Source organism: Apilactobacillus pseudapinorum, assembly GCF_040369555.1.
Lineage (GTDB): Bacteria > Bacillota > Bacilli > Lactobacillales > Lactobacillaceae > Apilactobacillus.
In genome coordinates this window covers 1-22,196 of sequence record NZ_BAABVU010000042.1, presented here as the reverse complement: position 1 = coordinate 22,196, position 22,196 = coordinate 1, and the positions used below count along the sequence as shown (strand labels likewise).

20 protein-coding genes, 21 tRNA genes and 1 rRNA gene are annotated in these 22,196 nt (G+C 34.7%); 3 read left to right on the top strand and 39 right to left on the bottom strand.

The features are described 5' to 3' along the window. Positions 1–8 precede the first annotated feature (8 nt). From ABWU86_RS06895 to ABWU86_RS06875, 5 genes are all read right to left on the bottom strand, one after another. Positions 9–2,162: a penicillin-binding transpeptidase domain-containing protein gene (locus ABWU86_RS06895; protein WP_435370538.1), complete on the bottom strand. Its 2,154-nt coding sequence runs from the start codon at positions 2,160–2,162 to the stop codon at positions 9–11. Further along, entirely contained in the window at positions 2,159–2,536 is a 378-nt protein-coding gene (locus ABWU86_RS06890) for a septum formation initiator family protein (protein ID WP_293794130.1), read from the bottom strand. The genes ABWU86_RS06895 and ABWU86_RS06890 overlap by 4 nt, the downstream gene beginning before the upstream one ends. Positions 2,537–2,553: 17 nt before the next feature. Next, positions 2,554–3,501 carry a 16S rRNA (cytosine(1402)-N(4))-methyltransferase RsmH gene (rsmH, locus tag ABWU86_RS06885; protein ID WP_353322165.1) on the bottom strand — a complete coding sequence of 316 codons (948 nt, stop codon included), beginning with the start codon at positions 3,499–3,501 and terminating at the stop codon, positions 2,554–2,556. 18 nt (positions 3,502–3,519) lie between these two features. Then, positions 3,520–3,945 (bottom strand): division/cell wall cluster transcriptional repressor MraZ, encoded by a 426-nt coding sequence (gene mraZ, locus ABWU86_RS06880; protein WP_293794134.1) that lies wholly within the window; start codon positions 3,943–3,945, stop codon positions 3,520–3,522. 173 nt (positions 3,946–4,118) lie between these two features. Then, the gene (locus ABWU86_RS06875; RefSeq protein ID WP_353322163.1) at positions 4,119–4,466 is read right to left on the bottom strand and encodes a DUF3397 family protein; all 348 of its coding nucleotides are present in this window, start codon (positions 4,464–4,466) and stop codon (positions 4,119–4,121) included. Between the two features lie 117 nt (positions 4,467–4,583). Between ABWU86_RS06875 and ABWU86_RS06870 the strand changes: the two genes are divergently transcribed. Further along, the gene (locus ABWU86_RS06870) at positions 4,584–4,703 is read left to right on the top strand and encodes a DUF4044 domain-containing protein (protein WP_293794136.1); all 120 of its coding nucleotides are present in this window, start codon (positions 4,584–4,586) and stop codon (positions 4,701–4,703) included. 39 nt (positions 4,704–4,742) lie between these two features. Here the strand turns inward: ABWU86_RS06870 and ABWU86_RS06865 are convergent, their stop codons facing one another. The 6 genes from ABWU86_RS06865 to ABWU86_RS06840 all read right to left on the bottom strand — a co-directional run bounded on the left by ABWU86_RS06865 (position 4,743) and on the right by ABWU86_RS06840 (position 10,878). Continuing rightward, positions 4,743–7,061 carry a DNA translocase FtsK gene (locus ABWU86_RS06865; protein ID WP_353322160.1) on the bottom strand — a complete coding sequence of 773 codons (2,319 nt, stop codon included), beginning with the start codon at positions 7,059–7,061 and terminating at the stop codon, positions 4,743–4,745. Between the two features lie 19 nt (positions 7,062–7,080). Further along, positions 7,081–7,593: a tRNA (cytidine(34)-2'-O)-methyltransferase gene (locus ABWU86_RS06860; protein ID WP_053950260.1), complete on the bottom strand. Its 513-nt coding sequence runs from the start codon at positions 7,591–7,593 to the stop codon at positions 7,081–7,083. Between the two features lie 17 nt (positions 7,594–7,610). Continuing rightward, positions 7,611–8,462, bottom strand: a complete 852-nt coding sequence (locus tag ABWU86_RS06855) for a methyltransferase domain-containing protein (RefSeq protein WP_353322158.1) — start codon at positions 8,460–8,462, stop codon at positions 7,611–7,613. 91 nt (positions 8,463–8,553) lie between these two features. Next, positions 8,554–9,441 carry an RluA family pseudouridine synthase gene (locus tag ABWU86_RS06850; protein WP_293794140.1) on the bottom strand — a complete coding sequence of 296 codons (888 nt, stop codon included), beginning with the start codon at positions 9,439–9,441 and terminating at the stop codon, positions 8,554–8,556. Continuing rightward, a complete protein-coding gene (locus ABWU86_RS06845; protein ID WP_293794141.1) occupies positions 9,434–10,243 on the bottom strand; it encodes an NAD kinase in 810 nt (269 codons plus the stop codon). Before ABWU86_RS06845 ends, ABWU86_RS06850 begins: the two co-directional genes overlap by 8 nt. A gap of 17 nt (positions 10,244–10,260) precedes the next feature. After that, the gene (locus ABWU86_RS06840; RefSeq protein ID WP_353322155.1) at positions 10,261–10,878 is read right to left on the bottom strand and encodes a GTP pyrophosphokinase; all 618 of its coding nucleotides are present in this window, start codon (positions 10,876–10,878) and stop codon (positions 10,261–10,263) included. A 180-nt stretch (positions 10,879–11,058) separates the two neighbouring features. Between ABWU86_RS06840 and ABWU86_RS06835 the strand changes: the two genes are divergently transcribed. Next, on the top strand, positions 11,059–11,700 hold the full coding sequence (locus tag ABWU86_RS06835; protein ID WP_293794144.1) for a DsbA family protein: 642 nt from the start codon (positions 11,059–11,061) through the stop codon (positions 11,698–11,700). Positions 11,701–11,738: 38 nt separating this feature from the next. On the opposite strand, the gene pepF is transcribed toward ABWU86_RS06835, so the two are convergent. The 4 genes from pepF to ABWU86_RS06815 all read right to left on the bottom strand — a co-directional run bounded on the left by pepF (position 11,739) and on the right by ABWU86_RS06815 (position 16,594). Beyond that, positions 11,739–13,538 (bottom strand): oligoendopeptidase F, encoded by a 1,800-nt coding sequence (gene pepF, locus ABWU86_RS06830; RefSeq protein WP_353322152.1) that lies wholly within the window; start codon positions 13,536–13,538, stop codon positions 11,739–11,741. A gap of 23 nt (positions 13,539–13,561) precedes the next feature. Then, on the bottom strand, positions 13,562–14,653 hold the full coding sequence (locus ABWU86_RS06825) for a competence protein CoiA (protein WP_353322150.1): 1,092 nt from the start codon (positions 14,651–14,653) through the stop codon (positions 13,562–13,564). 61 nt (positions 14,654–14,714) lie between these two features. Next, on the bottom strand, positions 14,715–15,767 hold the full coding sequence (locus ABWU86_RS06820) for an adaptor protein MecA (protein WP_293794148.1): 1,053 nt from the start codon (positions 15,765–15,767) through the stop codon (positions 14,715–14,717). Positions 15,768–15,832: 65 nt separating this feature from the next. Next, positions 15,833–16,594 carry an MBL fold metallo-hydrolase gene (locus ABWU86_RS06815; RefSeq protein ID WP_293794150.1) on the bottom strand — a complete coding sequence of 254 codons (762 nt, stop codon included), beginning with the start codon at positions 16,592–16,594 and terminating at the stop codon, positions 15,833–15,835. Positions 16,595–16,682: 88 nt separating this feature from the next. Between ABWU86_RS06815 and ABWU86_RS06810 the strand changes: the two genes are divergently transcribed. Further along, positions 16,683–17,123, top strand: a complete 441-nt coding sequence (locus ABWU86_RS06810; RefSeq protein ID WP_293794151.1) for a hypothetical protein — start codon at positions 16,683–16,685, stop codon at positions 17,121–17,123. A gap of 33 nt (positions 17,124–17,156) precedes the next feature. On the opposite strand, the gene ABWU86_RS06805 is transcribed toward ABWU86_RS06810, so the two are convergent. The 24 genes from ABWU86_RS06805 to rrf all read right to left on the bottom strand — a co-directional run bounded on the left by ABWU86_RS06805 (position 17,157) and on the right by rrf (position 22,099). Next, complete coding sequence (locus ABWU86_RS06805; protein WP_435370540.1) at positions 17,157–19,352, bottom strand: heavy metal translocating P-type ATPase; 2,196 nt, start codon at positions 19,350–19,352, stop codon at positions 17,157–17,159. 224 nt (positions 19,353–19,576) lie between these two features. Then, positions 19,577–19,990 (bottom strand): CopY/TcrY family copper transport repressor, encoded by a 414-nt coding sequence (locus ABWU86_RS06800; protein ID WP_353322147.1) that lies wholly within the window; start codon positions 19,988–19,990, stop codon positions 19,577–19,579. Between the two features lie 99 nt (positions 19,991–20,089). Next, a tRNA-Ser gene (locus tag ABWU86_RS06795) sits at positions 20,090–20,177 on the bottom strand. 7 nt (positions 20,178–20,184) lie between these two features. Continuing rightward, a tRNA-Glu gene (locus tag ABWU86_RS06790) sits at positions 20,185–20,257 on the bottom strand. Between the two features lie 59 nt (positions 20,258–20,316). Continuing rightward, positions 20,317–20,391: transfer RNA gene (locus tag ABWU86_RS06785), tRNA-Asp, on the bottom strand. Between the two features lie 4 nt (positions 20,392–20,395). Further along, positions 20,396–20,469: transfer RNA gene (locus ABWU86_RS06780), tRNA-Met, on the bottom strand. Between the two features lie 24 nt (positions 20,470–20,493). After that, a tRNA-Glu gene (locus ABWU86_RS06775) sits at positions 20,494–20,566 on the bottom strand. Between the two features lie 10 nt (positions 20,567–20,576). Beyond that, positions 20,577–20,664, bottom strand: a tRNA-Ser gene (locus ABWU86_RS06770). Positions 20,665–20,666: 2 nt separating this feature from the next. After that, positions 20,667–20,741: transfer RNA gene (locus ABWU86_RS06765), tRNA-Ile, on the bottom strand. A gap of 7 nt (positions 20,742–20,748) precedes the next feature. After that, a tRNA-Gly gene (locus ABWU86_RS06760) sits at positions 20,749–20,819 on the bottom strand. Positions 20,820–20,846: 27 nt separating this feature from the next. Further along, positions 20,847–20,919: transfer RNA gene (locus ABWU86_RS06755), tRNA-Phe, on the bottom strand. Between the two features lie 8 nt (positions 20,920–20,927). Continuing rightward, a tRNA-Asp gene (locus tag ABWU86_RS06750) sits at positions 20,928–21,002 on the bottom strand. A 6-nt stretch (positions 21,003–21,008) separates the two neighbouring features. After that, positions 21,009–21,082, bottom strand: a tRNA-Met gene (locus ABWU86_RS06745). Positions 21,083–21,091: 9 nt separating this feature from the next. After that, positions 21,092–21,179: transfer RNA gene (locus tag ABWU86_RS06740), tRNA-Ser, on the bottom strand. A gap of 27 nt (positions 21,180–21,206) precedes the next feature. Further along, positions 21,207–21,280: transfer RNA gene (locus tag ABWU86_RS06735), tRNA-Ile, on the bottom strand. Between the two features lie 9 nt (positions 21,281–21,289). Continuing rightward, a tRNA-Met gene (locus tag ABWU86_RS06730) sits at positions 21,290–21,363 on the bottom strand. Positions 21,364–21,394: 31 nt separating this feature from the next. Then, a tRNA-Pro gene (locus ABWU86_RS06725) sits at positions 21,395–21,468 on the bottom strand. A 6-nt stretch (positions 21,469–21,474) separates the two neighbouring features. Continuing rightward, positions 21,475–21,548, bottom strand: a tRNA-Arg gene (locus ABWU86_RS06720). Between the two features lie 3 nt (positions 21,549–21,551). Next, positions 21,552–21,640 (bottom strand) — tRNA-Leu (locus tag ABWU86_RS06715). 18 nt (positions 21,641–21,658) lie between these two features. Beyond that, a tRNA-Gly gene (locus ABWU86_RS06710) sits at positions 21,659–21,730 on the bottom strand. A 5-nt stretch (positions 21,731–21,735) separates the two neighbouring features. Beyond that, positions 21,736–21,808, bottom strand: a tRNA-Thr gene (locus ABWU86_RS06705). 16 nt (positions 21,809–21,824) lie between these two features. Continuing rightward, positions 21,825–21,897: transfer RNA gene (locus ABWU86_RS06700), tRNA-Lys, on the bottom strand. 7 nt (positions 21,898–21,904) lie between these two features. Then, positions 21,905–21,977, bottom strand: a tRNA-Val gene (locus tag ABWU86_RS06695). A gap of 5 nt (positions 21,978–21,982) precedes the next feature. Further along, positions 21,983–22,099: ribosomal RNA gene (gene rrf, locus ABWU86_RS06690) — 5S ribosomal RNA — on the bottom strand. Positions 22,100–22,196: the final 97 nt, after the last annotated feature.

The following is a 22,196-nucleotide window of genomic DNA, read 5'->3' as shown; positions in this document are numbered from 1 at the left end:
TCCATCCCCTACTTAAATTTAATTGTTACCTTGGTGGCACCATTAATGGCTACACCAGATTTAATGCTTTGTTTATATGCATATCCATCGCCTTGTAAATCGGCTGATATCCCAGACATTCTGCAATAAGTAGCGACATCATATCTTGACCATCCTTTTAGATCAGCCATTGACTTGCTACCATTCGTTTGAACGATTACTAAACGATTACTAGAAACTTTTTCATTAGCATCAATTGATTGGTCCAGCACTTTATCCCCGTTACCTGTAAAGATGTATTTAAGACCTGCTGATGATAATTCTTTTCTAGCAGTAGTTGTTGATTTTCCAACCACATTAGGAACCTTAAGGTTGTTCTTGTTTTCGGCGTTCTTGTTTTCTTCCAGTGCTAATCTCATTACTGGATTGAAAATTTCAGCCATCAATTGTGACGCTGTCTTTGTTCCCTTTAGAGTTGGTTGTTTCATTGTAATGTATAAAATATATTTTGGATGGTCTGCTGGTGCGATTCCAGCAACAGAATATAGATAACTGTCGTCTCCAGATTCATACCCAGCTTTACCATCACTGACTTGGGCAGTCCCTGTCTTAGCAGCAATCTTGTATCCGGGAATCTTGTAAGCTCCCCCAATTCCGTATGACTTGTAAACAACGTCTTCCATGTGTTGTATTACTTGTTTAGAAGTACTTGCCGTGATTGGGTGGCCGACAACTTTTCTAGGATATGATTTGATGACCTTCTTAGTCTTAGGATCAACTATTTTAGATACTATTCTTGGTTGAATCATTGTACCATCATTTGCGATTGATGATAATGCCCTCATCATTTGCATTGCATTTACTAGAATTCCTTGTCCAAAAGCGGTATTGGCTTGTTCAATTGGATAAGTGAATTGAACACTACCCGTTTCTTCACCCGGGAATCCTAAATTGGATGATGTGAAGAATTTAAATCTATTCATGTATTCACGCCAAGTTTTGGCACCCATCATTTGTTCCAAATGTGCCATAGCGACGTTACTAGATAGCGCAAAACCTTTGTTATAAGTGATATCTCCCCAACCACTTGGGTTCCAATCTGGAACTACTCTACCATTAATTAGATATTTACCTGAATGATAAGTTGCATTCCCATTGTAATGGCCGCTATTAATTGAAGAAGCAACTGTGAATATCTTCATAGTTGAACCAGGTTCGTAAGCATCTTGAATTAAAGTGTTTCGCCAAATTTTATCTAACCCTTGCTTTGTAGTAGCATTAAAAGTTGGTCTTTGAGTTGCAGCTAGAATGTCACCTGTCTTGGCATTCATTAATACCGCATTCATACTCTTTGGATGAACTTCGTTATAAACATTGGTCATTTCTGTTTCCATTAATGATTGTAATCTGTAATCCAATGTTGTATAAACATCATCACCATTTTTAGCGGGTTTATCAACAGTTTTACCTGTTTCAATTTGTACCCCTGAGTTATCGGTTTGAGAGGTTTTATATCCATCTTTACCAGTAAGTAATTCGTTATATACTTTTTCGATTCCCATTTGTCCAGTTAAACTGACTTTGGATGTCTTAGGATCAGATTGTGCTGATGCATATCCAATCAAGTGAGAAGCAAAGACCCCATTAGGGTATAGTCGTGATGGTTGTTGTAAGAAATTCAAACCAGAAATGTGGTATGAATCTAATTTTTGTTTTTGAGTTAATGAAATATTGGTACCAGCATTTCCAAATTCAACTTGGAATGCATTTGTACTTGGGTTCAAATCTTTTAAAGCTTCCTTGTAAGTAATTGGAAGCACACTAGAAATAGCTTTGGCAGCTTTTTCCTTATTAGTAATATATAAAGGTTCGTTATTTAGACCAATTTGTTTCTTATTTAAAATTGCATACATAGTATACACATTAGTATCTTCTGCTAAAGGTTGACCATTTGCATCATAGATAGTTCCACGTTTAGCAGAAATAACATTACTTTTTGTGTATAAGCTTTGAGCCATTTGGGTTAAATTAACACCACGAACTGTCTTAAAAACAGATACATATGTAAATCTTAATGCCATACACAAAAAAACGCCTAGACATAGCAATAGTAGAAATTGCCCATAGTGAATACGGTTGTTTCGGCGTTTTTTTAAAATTTCCCGATTATTTAACTTACTCATTTGCTAACATTCCTTACGTTTTTATTAGACAAAGATAAACCGGCTTGTTTAGCAATTTTTTGCAATCTATTAGCACTTTGCAATTCACTTGCTTCTTGTTTCAAAATACTGTTGCTATCTTTGACCTTCGTTAGTGCACTGGTTGTAACTTGTAGATTAGCTGCTTGATTACTTAGCGCAATTTTTTGACTAACCAATGCGATCATTAAAAAGAATACAACTGAAAGGCCTAAAATTACAACAGTTTTTTCAAACTTTGATAGTCCTAATTTTACATTAATTTCATTTTCTTGATTTTGGTATGTTTGTTGTTCCCCAGCAGAATAATAACCGGGTACCGCATATGTGTTATTTGCTAGATTATTTTGTGCCATCAGCTTACTCTTCTCTCTTATTTATTAATTCTCTCGATAACTCTCAATTTTGCACTATGTGAACGATGATTTTCTCTCAGTTCATCATCACTAGGTAGGATTGGTTTTTTATTAACCAATTTATAGTCCGGTTTCATATCTTCCGGAATAATCGGTAATCCACTTGGTAAATCACCAATTGTTGTTTTTTCTTTAAACATCGTTTTAACTAAACGGTCTTCTAATGATTGGAATGTAATTACGCTAACTCTCCCATTAACGCCAATTAAATCAATGGCTTTTTCTAATGATTCTTCTAAAGCTCCCAGTTCATCATTAACCGCAATTCTCAATGCTTGGAATACTTTCTTTGCAGGATGACCTCCATGTCTTCTTGCTGCAGCAGGTATCCCCTCTTTAATTACATCAACAAGTTCTTCAGTAGTATCTATTGAATGAGATTCTCGGTTTCTTTCAATAGCTCTTGCGACTTGCTTAGAAAACTTTTCTTCACCATATCTCAAAAAGATTTTGACTAGCTTTTCATATGGCCATTCATTCACGACTTGCCAAGCATCTAATGGATTTCGTTGATCCATTCTCATATCCAATCTAGCATCATGTTGATAACTAAATCCTCTGCTAGCATCATCAAATTGTGGAGAAGAAACACCTAAGTCATATAAAATTCCATCAACTTCGTCGATGCCAATGTTAGCCATTTCTTCTTTAATATTTCGAAAGTTATTTCTGATAAATGAAACTTTTCCTTCGTCTATGTATTGCTTTAAATTATCTTGATTATAGTCAATCGCGACTTGATCTTGATCAAAGGAATAAAGATGCCCGGTGGTCAATTGTGAAAGAATTCTAGCACTATGGCCTCCCCCACCAAGGGTACAGTCAATATATACACCTTCAGGATTAATGTTTAATCCATCAACAGCTTCTTTAAGTAATACTGTTTCGTGTTTAAATTCTGTCATAATTACTCCCCTCTCCTTCTAAAAGTCAATTAAGTCTTCAGCAATATCGTCGAATTCTTCTCCAGCAGTCTTAGAGAATTCATCCCACTTATCCTTGCTCCAAATTTCAATACGAGTAGAAACTCCCACAATCACACACTTTTTATCAATTTCGGCATAGCTTAATAGTGTGTCGGGAATGTTAACTCTTCCCTGACTATCAATCTTACTTTCATCAGCAGCAGAAAATAGAAAACGTGAGAAAGATCTAGCCGACTTCTTACTTACTGGAAGTTGGTTTATTTTTTCTTCCACTTTTCTCCACTCATTCATTGGGTAACCAAATAAACAACCGTCTAGTCCCCTAGTAATGATGAAAGTTGTACCAATTTCTGATCTAATTTTGGAAGGAATGATCAAGCGTCCCTTTGAATCAATTGAATGTTCATATTCACCCATTAACACGCTCACTTCACTCCTTCCAATTTATATTATCTTGATTTTACCACTATCCACCACTATGTACCACATTATTATCAAATTTATTTCAAAAATTGCCATTTTATACCACTTTAACCAATAATTGCGGTAAAAAAAGACAATAAAAAAGAGCTATTGCATAACAATAGCTCTTGATATTAAAGGATTTTGGTTGCACAGACTATAATTGTGGAGGCCCATCCCACAAAAATTAAAATTACAGAGAATCTCCAGGCAATTTTGTAAAAAATCCCCACTTTGGCGTTATCACGATTAAAGACGTAATAAACTCCATATACTAACAAAATTATAAATAGAACTAACAGTATATATGGCAGAAAAGATATTCCATGTTTATTAACTGATAATTCATAAATATAAATACTCAAAATAATCGGATAAAAATCACTCGATCTAATCGGTATTGTAACTAATTTTCTTATCGATCCTTTTACAACGTTGAATGATAGTGAAAATAAGAATACGGTTACTATTTCAAATAGCACCGATGTAAGAAAACCAAATGCGGAAATGGTAATCACCTCAATATTAATTAGTTTGCATTATTTCTCAATGAACTGTAAACTCTAACTATAATATCCATTACAGAAAGTGGTGTTTACATGGCTAAGAAGAAGAAATCTAGATTTCAAATCATTACTATGATTTTTGTTTGGCTAATGATTATTTCAACCGTTGGTGGTTTAATCCTTGGCGCAACATACCAATTACTAGCTAATTAATAAAAAAGGAACCTCTCTTAAAGATGGGTTCCTTTTTTATTACTCATCCTCTGGTTGCTTATATACTTCTCTTGGTTTACTACCAACTTGTGGTCCGATATAACCTCTTTGATATAAGTCATCAATAATTCGTGCAGCTCTATTGTAACCAATTCTAAAATTACGTTGTAACAATGAAGTGCTTGCTTTTTGTTCACTTACTACAAAGTTTAAAGCATCATTGAACAATTCGTCTTGTTCTTCACTGTCTTCTTCAACTTGAATTTCTTCATCAGTGACAATCATACTATCATCATAATCAGCTGGTTGCTGTTCTTTGATGTAATCTACCACATTTTCAACATCTTGATCTGATATGAACGCCCCTTGTAATCTGGTTGGTTTATTCTTATCAATTGGTAGATATAGCATATCTCCTCGTCCCAACAGTTTTTCAGCACCGTTGGAATCTAAGATAGTTCTAGAATCAATTCCACTTGAAACAGCAAAAGCGATTCTGGATGGCACGTTTGACTTAATTAAACCAGTGATAACATCAACTGATGGACGTTGAGTTGCTAGAATCATATGAATTCCAGAAGCTCTTCCCATTTGAGCCAATCTAATGATTGCACTTTCAACATCGTTGGAAACTGTCATCATTAAATCAGCTAATTCGTCAACAACTACAACAATATATGGAAGTGGCTTTAAATCACCACGTTCTTCTTCGCTCAATCCATTTACATATTCATTAAAAGTACTAATCTTTCTTTGATTATGCTTTGCAAATAAATCATAACGATGTTCCATTTCAGCAACAACTTTATTTAAAGATCGAGCTGCTTTTTTAGGTTCTGAAACAACTGGAGATAATAAATGTGGAATCCCATTGTACACACCTAATTCAACCTTTTTAGGGTCAATTAGCATCATCTTAACTTCACTAGGTTTAGCATTCATTAAAATGCTCGTAATAATTCCATTGATTGCAACAGATTTACCACTACCAGTGGAACCAGCAATTAGTAAATGCGGTAGTTTAGTCAAGTCTGTTGAAATGACATCACCACTAACATTTCTACCAAGTGGCACAGAAAGTAATCCATGCTTATTCGATTGTGATTTCACAACATCTTTAAATGAAACCATTGCAACTTTTTTATTAGGTACTTCAATCCCAATCAAGGACTTACCTGGAATTGGCGCTTCGATTCGGATGTCCTTAGCAGCTAAAGCCAAAGCTAAATCATCTGCTAAATTAACAATCTTACTTACTTTTACCCCAACCGCTGGATGTAATTCATATTCAGTGACTGATGGCCCTAAGTTAACATTCTTAATTTCGGCATCAACCCCAAAACTATTTAATGTTTCTTTCAGTACCTTTGTATTACGTTCTATATTCTTGTATTCATCACTTTGATCATTAACATCCACGCTAGTTAAAAGACCAAGTGTTGGTAATTGATAATTGGAATCATCAATCTCTTTAATTTCGATTCCATCTTTATCAGTATCAATATGACTTTGGATTACTTCAGATAGCTTAGCTTTATCACGAGTTTCATCGTTATATTCAGCAGCTGTCTTATAATCCTTATGATTATCCTCAACTAAAGCTGGTTCATCATCATTAGGATGTTTATCCATCCAACCAGATAAATTAATTTTTGTTTCTGGTTTGTCATTAGAAACAGAATTTAAATCTTGTTTTTCACCAACACCTATATCATCGTGTCCTTCTTGTTTTCTTTTATCACGATTTTCTTTCATCGTCTTTAATTGTTGTTCAATTTTGATTCTAGCTTCATCCATGATTTTATTAATCGGTAAGTTGAACAATATAATTAATCCAATTCCCATCAATAAAATCGATAAGATTTCTGATCCAATTGTTGATACTAGGAAGTTAAAAACTAATAGTAAAATTGCACCAATCATCCCTCCACCTACAGCAGAATTAGATGACAAGTTAATAAAATCATGTCCCATTAATGTCATAGTTTGACTAATGTATGAATGCGTAGTTGATTGGCTAAATAATAACGCCGACAAAAACAAACTTAATCCTAAATAAAAGATAACTCCACCGGCAATCCAGCGCTTGTTATACTTCATTTCAGGACCTTTAACAATTAGTATTAAACCTACGACTATCGCAATTATTAATCCTAATGGACTACTATCACCAATAAAGAATCTAACAATATTGTTCAAAGTAACGCCTAGAAAACCTAGTTTAAAGAGACTAAAAATACTAGCTAACACCAACAAAAAACCGATTATATAATTATGATATTTACTATCAATGTCAAATAAACTAGTTGTTTGTGTAGTCTTTTTCTTTTTGCGACTAGTAGTTTTTTTCTTGGCCAAGTTACTCCCCCCTCAATTATTATTTTAATTTATCATATTCGTACTTATGTGTTCTTTCTAAATTAGGAAATGATTGTTGTCTTAATGCTTCATAGATAACGATTGCACAAGTATTAGAAAGATTCAACGCTCTGATATGTGTATCATCTTGTGGAATTCTAATCGCTTTTTCTTCATTATCTCTCATAAACATTTCTGGTAAACCAGTAGTTTCTTTTCCAAACATAAAGAAATAGTTGTAATTATCATCTGTATAATCACGATCTGTGTAATCGTGGTTGGCAAATTTAGATACTAAAAACAATTTATCTTTATCGGTTAAAGTATTCATGAAATCAGGTAAACTTTCGTGATAATTAATATCTACTTTGTCCCAATAATCTAAACCGGCTCTTTTTAGATGTTTATCATCTACAGAGAATCCTAATGGCTTGATTAAATCTAGTACTGTGTCAGTACCTGCACATGTTCTAGCAATGTTACCAGTATTAGCTGGCATCAATGGTTCAAATAAAACAATATGATTTGTCATTTTAATTTCCTCGCTTTTTAAAATTTATTATCTAAGATTGTGACATCAACAGTGATTTCAGTTAACGTCTGAATTTCTGCTTCGGATAATTGCTTAGCATTATGCCCCCAATGTAGTGGAGTCATAATCATTAAATCATTTCTAAGTTCTGCTGGTAATTCAAACGTATAGCGAACTGAATGTGATTTAGCATTTGGATAATGTTTCATAAATAATTCGACAACTTTTTGATTGTCATAGCTACTGTTAGGATTATCATCCCCATACAGTAACTTTCTTAATTCAAATAAGTAATGTGAATTAGGCACAATCTTAATCAAATGGCCGCCCTTTGAAGAGATTCGATTAAATTCATTATATGCTGATGGTGAGAATAAATCTAAAATTAGATCGATACTTTGATTGTTAAAAGGTAAGTTAGCTAAGTCAGCAATGCAAAAGAATCTATTTTCAGTTAATTCACTAGTTGATAAATTTACTCCTGGCTTTGAAATATCAAACCCAATTGCACTATCAATGTTATTTCTATATTCCATTAATCTCTTCAATGGCATACCTTCACCACTACCAACATCAATGATGTTTTGTGGCTTCGCATCCATTAGTTCAGCTACTTTATGTAAGATGCCGTCAAAAAAGCCAGCTTGAATAATTCTTCGTCTGGATTCTAACATCAAACCGTCGTATTCCGTACTAACCTTATGGTTAATAAATTGGATCGTTCCCTTTTTTGATATATCAAGAGAATGATTATTTGGGCATACAATCGAATTATTAGTTTGTTCTATAAATGAATTATCACAAACCGGGCATTTAAATAAATTAATATTTTGTTGTAGAAAAGATTTTGCTATATCGATTTTTTTCATTCTTACCACCATTTCATACCATTCAGTATATAAGTATATCATACTAACTCATATCTTTTTGTGAACTAAAAAAGGTCCTAACACTAACTTATTAGAACCTTTTTATTATTTGTTGCATATCATTTGGAATCTGTGACTGACAAAGAATTTCTTTTTGTGAAAATGGATTATAAAACTGCATCTCATAACAATGTAGCGCTTGGCGATCCATTAACTTATTATCCGGATTATATAACCAATCACCAATCAATGGATGATTGATTGCCTTGAAGTGCACTCTAATTTGATGCGTTCTACCTGAATGTAATTTAATTTTAACCAATGTTAATTTTTCACTACTCTTATCAACCCAAAACTCTGTCCAAGAAGGTTTTCCACCATCCACAATATCTCGTTTTATAAACGATCCCTCTTGTCTGCCGATTGGTAAACAAATGTCGACATGTTGATGATTGATTTTTCCTTCAACAATTGCAACATATTTTTTAATAATTTCATGATGCTGCATTTGTAAATCTAATAACGAATGAGCAAAATGATGCTTGGCAAAGATAATAATGCCACTTGTATCCATATCTAGTCTATTGACTATATGAATCTTTTGGTTACTGTATCCCTGTCTTATGAAATAGCCTTTGACACGATTAGCAATTGTATCATTTTTGTACAAATGCGATGGCAAACATGCCACATGTGGTGGCTTATCAACTACCAGAAAATGTTCGTCCTCGTATATGATGCTTATTTCCTTGTCTGATATCTGAATCACATCATTAGCTGGTTCCGGTGGCAAAGTAATTTCGACACTATCTTGATCAGATAGCATGTAATTAACCTTTTGTGACTCACCGTTAACAACAATTTGTCCGCCATCAAACTTAATTTGTTTTAAAAGCGTTCTAGATATACCGTGTTGTCTCAAGAAATTTCTCAATCTAATTGGGCTTTCTTGATGATTAATCCAAGAAAAACTAGTCATCTTCATGGACTCCGATGAATGAATTACTTACTCGCTTCCAGAAATGTGTATGTCTGTATTGTGCGAAATAAATTCTATCATTACAAATTGAATATGAGATAGATTCAATTGGTCTGTCTGCAATCAACAATTGATCACAGGTTAGAATATTATGATCTTGGTTATCCGGCACAATTGTAATTATTTCATCAGGAGGAATAATAATAGGTGAACCTAAAGTTCTAAAAACTCGATTATTAATTGATGCCATTTCAGAAACTTGAAGCGCATTTAATTGTGGATTAATAATCGCTCCACCAACTGACTTGTTATAAGCAGTTGAACCTGTAGGTGTTGATACACAAAGACCATCACCACGGAATTTTTCAAAGAATTCACCTTTGATGTATATATCAGTCACCATCGTGCCATTGATTCGTTTTAAAGTCGATTCATTTAAAGCAACGAAACTATCGTCTGGACCACCATCACTGTATTTTACTTTGATGTATAGCAATGGATAGCTAACACTTTGACCGTTATCATTTTCCAGACTTTCGACTAAATCGTTAACTTCATAATCACGCCAATCTGTATAAAAACCTAGATGACCTGTATGAATCCCGACAAATCTAATCTTACTTACTGCATCGTTATAGTGATGAAAAGCAGAAAGCAATGTTCCATCTCCACCAACTGAAATAACGATTTGGGGATTTAATCCATCATATTCTAATTTATCAGAAGCTTCAATTTTCGTCTTTAATTGTGAGGCCACTTTATTAGAAGTGGAACCATCATTACTGTAGATTGCAACTTTCATACCTAATCATCCCTATTTCATTGGTTTTTATCATTCTTTTCCTGTGTTTCAATTAACTCTTTGCGAATTTCAGACATGCCCTCATCTAGCTTAAATGCTGTTTCAGCAGCTTGTTGTAATCTGCGCTTTAAATCTTCAGGGAACTCACCATCATATTTATAATTAAGTGAATGTTCAACAGTTGCCCAAAAGTTCATAGCTAAAGTTCTAACTTGAATTTCAGCTAGGATTTTTTTCTCGCCATCAACCATCTCGATTGGATATTCAAAAACGATATGATATGAGCGATAACCACTAGCTTTTTCGCGGTTAACGTAATCGCGTTCTTCAAGAATATTAAGGTCACTTCTTTTTCTTAAAATATCCACGACCTCATAGATATCATCAACAAATGGACACATAATTCTAAGTCCCGCAATATCTTCCATATCTTGGGATAATCGATCTTCAGAAACTAATCGACGATTCATTTTTTCTTTGATACTTTCAACTGGTTTAACCCGACCAGTTACAAATTCAATTGGACTTCTTTTGTCGAATTGAACGAATTCCTTACGAATTCCTCTTAATTTAACTTTTAATTCCGCAACAGCTTGTTCATATGGGAATAAAAAGTCACTCCAATTTTTTATCACTAGGCCAACCTCCTTGTTAAACCTAATTTACTTGATTATTTTACCACAATTTATCATTTCAATAAAAAGCTTTCCTTTTTTTACTAATTGTGAGCCAAAAGCTTGTATTTACCGCTTAATTTGTTATTCTAATTATTGGAATTAATAGTACGATACAAAAATCTTAATGGAGGGGTAAAATTGTTCGAGTTATTTCTGTTCATTGATCCGTTATGTAAGGCTTGCAGAAACTCAGAAAATACTGTTTTAAGAATTTCTGAAGACATTGATTCAAAGTTTAAATTGCAGTTTATTCCAATATATAACTTAAAAGTCGTTCAGACCGACTACTGTAATTCAAATAATCAATTGAAGAAAAGGTTATCTTCTGAACAACTGGCTGACTTATATAAAAATGTGGTCTTGGATTATAAAGCTGCTTTATTCCAAGGTATGAAAAAAGGACGGAAGTTTCTTACTGAAATGCAAGATCGACTACTTACAGACGCTATGTCATACAGTGATGAAATGGCAATCTCAATCGCAAAAGATTGTGGACTTGATGTTGATATGTTTGTAGAAGATAGACGTTCTAATCTAGCCAAAAATGCAATTAAAAAAGATCAAGAATTAGTTCAAAACATGAAAATTGAAAAACCTGCATCTGCAGTTATTTTTAATTGCGAAAACAGTAAAGATGGTATCTTAACTGAAAATATTGAATATTCAACGTTATTTAACGCTTGTTGTGATAAAAACTTAACAACTGAATATTTACAAGATGCACTTAGTGAAGACAACTTGAATGAAACTAAAATGAAACACTTTAGAATTATTAAATAAAAAAGATACTAGCCACCGTGGCTAGTATCTTTTTTATTTTAAACTAATTTTTCTAATTCATTTAATCTTTCTTCAAAGACCTTAAATGCGTTATCTAAATAGTCAGTGCTGGTCATATCAACTCCAGCTTTCTTCATAACATCTAATGGATATTCTGAGCTACCAGACTTCAAGTAGTTTAAGTACTTTTCAATCTTGTCTTGATCGTTAGCGCAAATACCTTCAGACAAATCAATCGCAGCAGCGAATCCTGTTGCGTATTGGTAAACATAGTAATTCATGTAGAAATGAGGAATTCTTGACCATTCATAAGCAATTTCTGGGTCAGATACAACGCCTTCACCATAGTATCGTTTATTTAATTCAAGATAGAAATCACTTAACATTTCAGCATTTAATGGATTTCCTTTTTGTTCTTGTTGATGAGCAAAGTCTTCAAATTCAGCAAATTGAGTTTGACGGAAAATTGTTCCCTTGAAACCATCTAAGAAATGGTTTAACACATATTTCTTAACTTCAACATCGTCTGTATGTTTTAACAAGTAATCAGTTAAAATATTTTCGTTGGTTGTTGATGCAATTTCAGCTAAGAAGATTGAATATCCACCGTATTGGAATGGTTGATTATGTGTAGTGTAGTAACTATGCATACTGTGACCTGATTCGTGGACCAAAGTAAATAAGTTATCTAAATTGTCTTGCCAATTTAATAAGATAAATGGGTTGGTATCATACACACCTGAAGAATATGCCCCACTACGTTTACCTTTGTTTTCAACAACATCAATCCAACGTTGGTTAAATTCATCTTTAATATGTGAGATGTAATCTGGTCCTAAAACGTTTAATGCCTTTAATGATTCAGCTTGTGCTTCTTCATAGTTGTATGAAATTGGTGATTTACCAAATAGTGGAGTGTATAAATCATACATATGCATTTCATCTAGACCAAGTAATTTCTTTCTTAACTTAACGTAACGATGTAGTAAAGGTAAATGTTTGTTTACTGAATCAATTAAGTTTTGATATACATTTTGATCGATATGATTACGGCTTAACGCTGCTTGTTTTGCGGAATCATATTTTCTCATTTCAGCACTAAAGTTATGTACTTTAACTTCACCAGAAAGAGTTGATGCTAATGTGTTTTTGAATTGATCATAAATAGAATATAACTTTTGGAATGCTTCTTTTCTAACACTTCTGTCAGTAGATTCTAAAAGTTTACTGTAAACACCATTTGATAATTCTACTGAATTACCATCTGGGTCCTTAACAATTGGAAACTTCATATCTGAGTTAGTGATAATTCCATATACATTTGATGGAACTTGGAAAATATTACTTAAACTAGATAAAATCTTTTCATGTTCTTCATCTAAGATATGATCTTTTTGACTAAATAATTCGTCAAAGAAGTGTTCAAATTGTTTTAGTTCATCATTTGAGTTAACCATATCAGCTACTTCTGATTGGTCTAATTTCAAAATCGCTGGTTCAAACCAAGATACAGCTTGTTCAGCTTTTGAAGCTAAGTCGCTACATCTTGAATTCATACTTTGATATTTGTTATCAGATGTATCAGCATCACTCTTTAATGATGAGTATACGTATAATGTTTCAACATGGCGATCTAATTGTTCCATTGCTTTTAAATCGTATAGTAAAACATCTGCATTGAAAGTTTCTGAGCGTAGTTTTTTGACTTCTTCAATTTCATTAAGACAATCTTTAAAAGCTTGTTCGAAAGCATCATCACTTGGGAAAATAGTTGTTAAATCCCATGTTAATTCTTCCGGCACATCTTGTCTTGCTGGTAATTGTTGTACTTCTGTCATAAGAACACCATCCTAATAAATGTCTAAATTCTATCTACAAAAGCGCCCTCGCATTGGCTAAGCTTTTGAATTTTTTGATAGTAATCATCGAACCAATTTAATGATTTTATTATTTGGATTCGATCCCCAATAATCCTAATATACCCTTTTTTACTTAAAATTGATAATATATTGGCGTATTCTTTTAAAATAAATTTTTCCGGACTCTTTATTAACGGATAATGAACCTGTAACTTATAAATATCATTTACTATTTCCAATAATTGCTTACATTCGATATTATCGACTAGGCCGTTTAAAATCAGTATTTTCCATACTAAATAATCTTTTCCGAATAACGGAAGACAGGTATTACTAAAATGGCATTCAATTGGTGCACCATTTATATCATGACCATTTAAATAACAATGATTTTGCCAATCGATTGTCCTTTTATTTTGATAAAACAGCTGATTTTGTATTCTTCTCAATTCATCAAATAAATAACGAATGTTTTTTCTGTCGGACATAATCATCCCTGGATTTTTCAAAAACTGCATTAATTCATGCAAACTACTAACTTCAATCATTTGATATTTCAGTTTTCCATAAACATATCTACAGTTGTATCTAATTTCTAATTTATTTTTGGCAGTTAACCAAAAAAACATTGTAAATCCTAGCTTTTCAAAATAATAATAAAACTTATTTGTACTAGGTTGGCCAAATCGTTTCCTATACTTCGATCCTAATATCCATAGCGACTTTATGTGTTGCTTTTTATAACCACCAATGCGCTGTTCTAATCTATTAATGCTAATTGGACTACACTGAAACTCAATCGCTAAACTTTTCCATAATAAATCAGGTCTTTGCTTAATCTTTGGTAGGTAATTTTCTACCAACGTTTCATTGTATTGAGTGAAAAAGTATAGTTGCTGTTTTCCCAACAAATGTTCTTCGGTTTCCCCTTCTTCCATTAATGTCAAGCAATCAGAATTTTTTCGATGGGAAAAATGCGGACTCATAATTGCCCCTTTTTTTAATACTACCTTTTCTTTACAAACTGGACAGCTAAAATCATCTGATTTTTTCGCATCATTAGCGCTTATTAACTTGTCGTTTAAATATGCCATTATCATCATTATCACCAAGCATATATACGCAAAAAAGGACTGAATTTAATCAGTCCTTTTTCTATTTAAAATACTTTTTAATTTCTAATAATGCTAAATGCGGAATAATAACTTTCTTTCGCGCAATCTTATCAAATTGTCTCCAGTGAAGTTTAGATCCGTATTCTAACGAAGCGCTAATAATATTAGTGAAGTTTTTAAATTCAACATCATTTTCATTTCTAGTTGTCGTAAATCTAACTACATAATCGTCATCGCACTTATATAATGTTGTATCCACATCATCATATTGGGTTACTTCATCAGATAATCTAATTACATTTTCAAAATCACTAACCTTTAATAACATTTCCCACTTATTAAGTTTAGGATTAAAACTTCCAATGTTATCAATTGGATTATCTTTTTCATTCTCGATGAATGGATTGTCAGATTTTAAATGTCCAGTTGAATCTAGCTCTTCTCTTTTACTTCTGGCTTCATTAATTGCAGCAATCATTTCCAATTTATAACGTGGGAATTTATCGCTTAACTCAACGGTATCAATCACACTACCCAATGTATCCTTTAGATAATCTAATAGTTCTTGAGTAGTGTCATCTAATTCGTGTTCTTCGTCATCGTCTTCGTAATCAAGAATACGACCGTACATGTTTTTAGCCTCAATCAATGCAAATAAAGTATTGGTATCAGCAAACTTTTTAAACTCATCCATTTCAGGTAAGTCTGCTTTATCATCATCACTTCTACTTTGTGGGCCTTCAAATATGTTAAATGGATCTTGTTGATTTTGGGTTTGATTTTCATCATCATCGTCAACAATATCGTCATCATCTTGATCACTATCGTCCAATGATTGAATATGGTTTTCAAAAACATTCTTATTCTTAATAAACATATCTAACCCTGACTTATTAGGAACGACTTGGAATGAAACAGCACCTGTGCTCTTAAATTCATCATCAACATCAATTTCATCTAGAATTGAGTATAAGAAAGATTCGATTCCATCTTCATCACCTAATAGTGATAATAAATCAATTCCTCTTTCATCTAATTCTTGATTAGTAATTGTAACCTTGATGGTTCCAGAATTAATTTTTTCCATTCTCATTAAAGACACCTCTTCTCGTAATCAACTGATTTTATAATACCCATATTTTAACCCAAAAAGACTAATCAATTCAATGATTTAACGTCTTTTAAATCAATTACTAATCCTACTGATGGTAATTTCACATTAATATCGTTTCCACACTCGTTTCGCGTTTCATTTAATAAATCATTTAAGTTACCATATTGTGGCAAATGACTGATTAAAACTGATTTCACATTCGCATTTCTTGCTAAGTCACCGGTTTCTTTAGAGGTCATATGCCATTTAGTACCTTCTTTATCCGCGTAAAAATTAGTATCAGTAATTAGTAAATCTGCCCCTGAACAAAATTCCGCTAATTCAGCAAAGTACTTAGTATCACCTGTGTATACAATGGTCTGATTGGTTTTAACGTCTTTAATCTTTATTGCATAAGTTACCACAGGATGTTGTGTTTTTTTGAAACTTATTTCCAATCCGCCCATCGATAAGTGCTTATCTTCTTCGTATGGTTTGCCCACTGTAACATCAAACCAGGATAATTTTTGATAATTATCCATATCTTCTTGATGCCCATAAATTGGTAACACCCTATCATCTGGTTTGTTAGGCGCTAATTGCCAGTAATGTTGTAGCACTCCGACATCAGCAATATGATCACTGTGATAATGTGAAAGCAATACTGCATCTAAGTAGTAAGGATTAATATATTTTTCTAGTTCTAATAAAACACCACTTCCGCAATCAAGAAGTAAATTAAAATCATCATTTTGAATCAAATAACCACTAGTACCAATTCCATTTGCGGGATATCCACCATAGTAACCTAAAACTGTTATTTTCATATTAAACCTCTTTTACTTGTTTTTAATTAACTTTAGTGTAAATATATAGTTGTAATTTGTAAATGCTTTTTACTCGGAGGGTATCTTTATGAATAATCAAATCAGTATGACTTTTGGTAACAAATTTATTGTCGATAAATTAAAGAAGGCTAACCCAGAGCTAGATCTCTCTTTATTCAATAGCGGTGATGGTCAATATCAAATTATTGATTTTCATGGTAATCACGACATTTTTAAAAACAACATTATTTTTGACGTTATCTTTGATCATGATTTTTTCTCAAATATTAATTTTGTGAATTATTCTTACTTTAACCTTTCCGATGATGACAAAAAAGTGTTTGACGCCATCATTGAAAAAATTAAAAACGATGATTCCATTCATTTTCTTCTTTTAAAAGAAACCAGAGATAAAAAAAGATTTGTCTTAGCATCCAGCTGGAATAATTATTTCGATTTTAAGAGCTGGCAAAAAGATAATCAATTATTAAATTTAGCAGAATTATCATTAAACTATAAAAAGGCATAAAAAAACGATGCATAAAATGCATCGCTTTTTTTATTATTTAATTCTCAATGTCATTGCGTTAATAGCAACAATCACAGTACTTAGTGACATAATAATTGCTCCTAACATTGGTCCAATGATAATTCCGATTGATGATAATAAACCGGCAGCTAGTGGAAGTGCAATAATATTGTATCCAGCTCCCCACCATAGGTTTTGAATCATCTTGGTTCTAGCTTGCTTAGCTAGTTTAATCAAATCAATCACATCGGCAGGATTACTGTTAACTAAGACAACATCAGCTGAATCGATTGCAACATCAGTACCTGAACCAATTGCGATTCCTAAATCAGCTTTAGTTAAACTTGGCGCATCGTTGACACCATCACCGATAAACATAACGCTATCTGTTTGTTGATACTTTGATACTAGTTCTTGTTTATCTTCAGGAACTAATTCAGCATTTACTTCAGTAATACCTAATAAACTAGCTACTTTTTCAGCAGCTTTTTGATTATCACCAGTTAGCATAACTGGTGTAATTTTTTGACTTTTTAAGTATTCAATCATATCTTTGGCACCTGGTTTGATTGAATCACCTTCAGCGATAAATCCAATTACATTATCATTATTAATAACATAACTTAATGAATTTCCTTTCGCCAAATATTGATCAGTTTGAGTAGTATCAAAAGCAATCTTATTTTTAGTTAAATATGCACTTGATACAACTGCATATAGATCACCGTTAATTTCTCCCTTAATTCCTGCTCCAGAGATTTCATCAATATTTGATGCAGATAATTTTTCCATCTTCAATTCAGCAAAAGCTTTAATGATTCCTTCAGCTAATGGATGTGATGAGTTTGCTTCTAGTGCAGCTGCAATTTGTAAGACCTCATTCTTTTCTACATTGCTGTCCAATGAGTCAAACTCATTTACCTTAAAATCACCTTGGGTTAAAGTACCTGTTTTATCCATCAAAGCGTATTTAACTTTCTTGATACCTTCAAGTGATGTCTTGTTTCTGATTAATAAACCATGTGTAGCTGAAATTGCAGTTAGTCTAGAAATAATTAATGGGATTGCTAAACCTAAAGCATGTGGACAAGCAATGATTAATACACTAACTGTAATTGGAATTGCGTAAGCAACATTATGAATAACGCTCCAAGCTACAAATGCGATTACAGCCACAACAAGTGCCGCGTAGAATAAGTATCCAGCAACTTTATTAGCTAAATCTTCAGCTTGTGATTTAGATGCTTGGGCATCACTAACCATCTTCATAACCTTTGAAAGATAACCACTTTCACCAGTTCCAGTAATCTTTACCTTGATAGTTCCACTACCGTTAATTGAACCACCAATAACTTGATCATCAACTTGTTTGTTAACATCTCTTGATTCACCAGTAATTAAAGATTCGTTGACTGAAGTAGTTCCATCAATAATAATTCCATCTGCGGGAATCTTTTCACCTGACTTAATTAAAATAGTTTGATTTTCTGATAATTCATTGACTGAAACATCAGTAACATTGCCGTCTTCCGAAACTAAATGGGCATTATCAGGTAGTAATGCTGCTAACTTATTAACTGCAGAACCAGCACTCATAACGGAATTCATTTCAATCCAGTGTCCTAATAGCATAATAACGATAAGAGTTGATAATTCCCAGAAGAAATCATTAACCATTGGCGTTACCTTTAAAATATCGTTAGCAATTACCGCGTAGACACTATATACATAAGCAACCGAAATCCCCATTGTGATAAGTGACATCATTCCTGGTTTTTTGCTCTTCATTTCACCAATGCATGATGTAAAGAATGGAAAACCACCATAGATGAATAGGATAGTTCCTAGAATTAACACTACGAAATCTGATCCAGGGAAAGTAACTTGGAATGGCATCTTCATTCCCATCATTGGTGACATTACAATAATTGGAATTGTTAAGATTAATGAAATCCAAAATTTAAGTTTTAGATTTCCCATATGATGCATGTGACCCATGTCATGTCCCATGTTCATTCCACAATGATTCATACCACCGTGGTTCATGTGACCCATATCGTGTCCCATATCCATACCGCAATGATCCATGCCACCATGATTCATATGCATACTATGGTCCATATGGTCATGATTCATGTGTTCGTGGTTCATATGTTCGTGGTTCATTTTACTGTGGTCCATGTGTTCATGGTGCATATCACAGTGTTCCATCTGGTCACCATCATGCATTGCTCCTCCATCGTGATGACAGCAGCTGTCCTTTTGTCCATGTTTATGGGCTGATTCATCCATATGCATGTCACAGTGTTCCATTTTTTGATTTCCATCATGATGACAGCATTCTTTATGATTCATTTCTTTATCGTTGTGGTGCATATCACAATTATGTCCTTCTTCATGATTATGAGTCATGCAGCAATCTTTTTTTTCTGACATTGTTTACTTCATCTCCATTAATTATTTTCGATACAACGACACTTAACCTTTTCAGGTGCCGCTTTTCTTTTATCCTTTAGTAATTGAATTAAACTATCAATATCACTTTGGCTTAATTCGATTTGATCAATAATGCTGTATATCGTTTCTCCATAATGCATACAACACATATTGTTAAACACTCTTTCAGCTAAGAAACTATATGCATCTTGTTCGTTAATAGCCGTGATATATATATTTTTCCTGCCATCTTTTTTTACATTCAAAAATCCCTTATCTGTCAAACGAGATAACAGCGTTTTGATTGTAGACGAACTCCACTCTTTCTTTCTAGACAAAATTTCAATCATTTGACTACTAGTAGTTTCACCAAGTGTCCAAACGACTCTCATTACTTCCCATTCTGAACTTGAAATTTCAGTCTTCTCCACTCACTTATCACTCCTTTATCTTAATTAGTATTATTAGTCTACATTTGTAGACATAAAAAGTCAAATAAAAAGAACTACATTTGTAGTTCTTTTTTTATAAGGAGAATGAGAGATTCGAACTCTCGCGTGGTTTGACCCACCTAGCGGTTTTCAAGACCGCCCCCTTCAGCCACTTGGGTAATTCTCCATAATAATGACCCGTACGGGATTCGAACCCATGTTACTGCCGTGAAAGGGCAGTGTCTTAAACCACTTGACCAACGGGTCATAATCTAAATTAATTATGACAATAAAAAAAGATTATCCAATAAGGATGATCTTTTTTACGGTTCGTACGAGACTCGAACTCGTGACCTCCTGCGTGACAGGCAGGCGTCCTAAACCGACTAGACCAACGAACCATGATTGCGGGAGCCGGATTTGAACCAACGACCTCCGGGTTATGAGCCCGACGAGCTACCAGACTGCTCTATCCCGCGATAATTATAATAATGTAATGTAAATGACCCGTACGGGATTCGAACCCATGTTACTGCCGTGAAAGGGCAGTGTCTTAAACCACTTGACCAACGGGTCAGTCAAAAAACGGAGAAGGAGAGATTCGAACTCTCGCGCCGGTAACCCGACCTACACCCTTAGCAGGGGCGCCTCTTCAGCCACTTGAGTACTTCTCCAATGGGCCTAGGGGGACTCGAACCTCCGACCTCACGCTTATCAGGCGTGCGCTCTAAACCAACTGAGCTATAGGCCCATATAAAAGCGGGTAACGAGAATCGAACTCGCGACAATAGCTTGGAAGGCTATGGTTTTACCACTAAACTATACCCGCATAATATAAAGTAAATATTTAATTAAATGGCGCGGGACAGAATCGAACTGCCGACACACGGAGCTTCAATCCGTTGCTCTACCAACTGAGCTACCGAGCCATATGAAACGGTTCGTACGAGACTCGAACTCGTGACCTCCTGCGTGACAGGCAGGCGTCCTAAACCAACTAGACCAACGAACCATATAATTGCGGGAGCCGGATTTGAACCAACGACCTCCGGGTTATGAGCCCGACGAGCTACCAGACTGCTCTATCCCGCGATAATAAAAAGGAGAATGAGAGATTCGAACTCTCGCGTGGTTTGACCCACCTAGCGGTTTTCAAGACCGCCCCCTTCAGCCACTTGGGTAATTCTCCATAGTGAATGTGAAACAAAGTCCACGATGGACCTTGTAGGACTCGAACCTACGACCGGACGGTTATGAGCCGTCTGCTCTAACCAACTGAGCTAAAGGTCCAAGACCAAATCGCGGCAGAGGGGATCGAACCCCCGACCTCCCGGGTATGAACCGGACGCTCTAGCCAGCTGAGCTACACCGCGATACGATGACTACTTCGAGTAATATACTCTATCGGGAAGACAGGATTCGAACCTGCGACCCCCTGGTCCCAAACCAGGTGCTCTACCAAGCTGAGCTACTTCCCGTTAAAATGCACCCAGTAGGAGTCGAACCTACAACCTTCTGATTCGTAGTCAGACACTCTATCCAGTTGCGCTATGGGTGCATATGGTGCCGAGGACCGGGATCGAACCGGTACGGTTATCACTAACCGCAGGATTTTAAGTCCTGTGCGTCTGCCAATTCCGCCACCCCGGCATATATATGAATTGGCAAAGCGGAAGACGGGATTCGAACCCGCGACCCCCAGCATGGCAAGCTGATGTTCTACCACTGAACTACTTCCGCAAAAATGCCGACTAGAGGATTCGAACCTCCGACCCCCTGTTTACAAGACAGGTGCTCTGCCAGCTGAGCTAAGTCGGCATAAATATTAAACTAATGAGCCGTGGCAGGTTCGAACTGCCGACCCTCTGATTAAAAGTCAGATGCTCTACCGGCTGAGCTAACGGCTCGGATATATGGAGGATACAGGGCTCGAACCTGTGACCTCCTGCTTGTAAGGCAGATGCTCTCCCAACTGAGCTAATCCTCCGATAAGCGCGGCGACTTCCTACCCTCGCAGAGGGCGATCCCTCAACTACTCTTGGCGTTTAGAAGCTTAACTTCTGTGTTCGGCATGGGAACAGGTGTATCCTTCTAGCTATCGCCACCACACTATTTATCTGAAAGAACTTCGTTCTCTCAAAACTAGATATTATTTATTTCTTCCGATTACTACCTTACTTGGTTAAGTCCTCGACCAATTAGTACT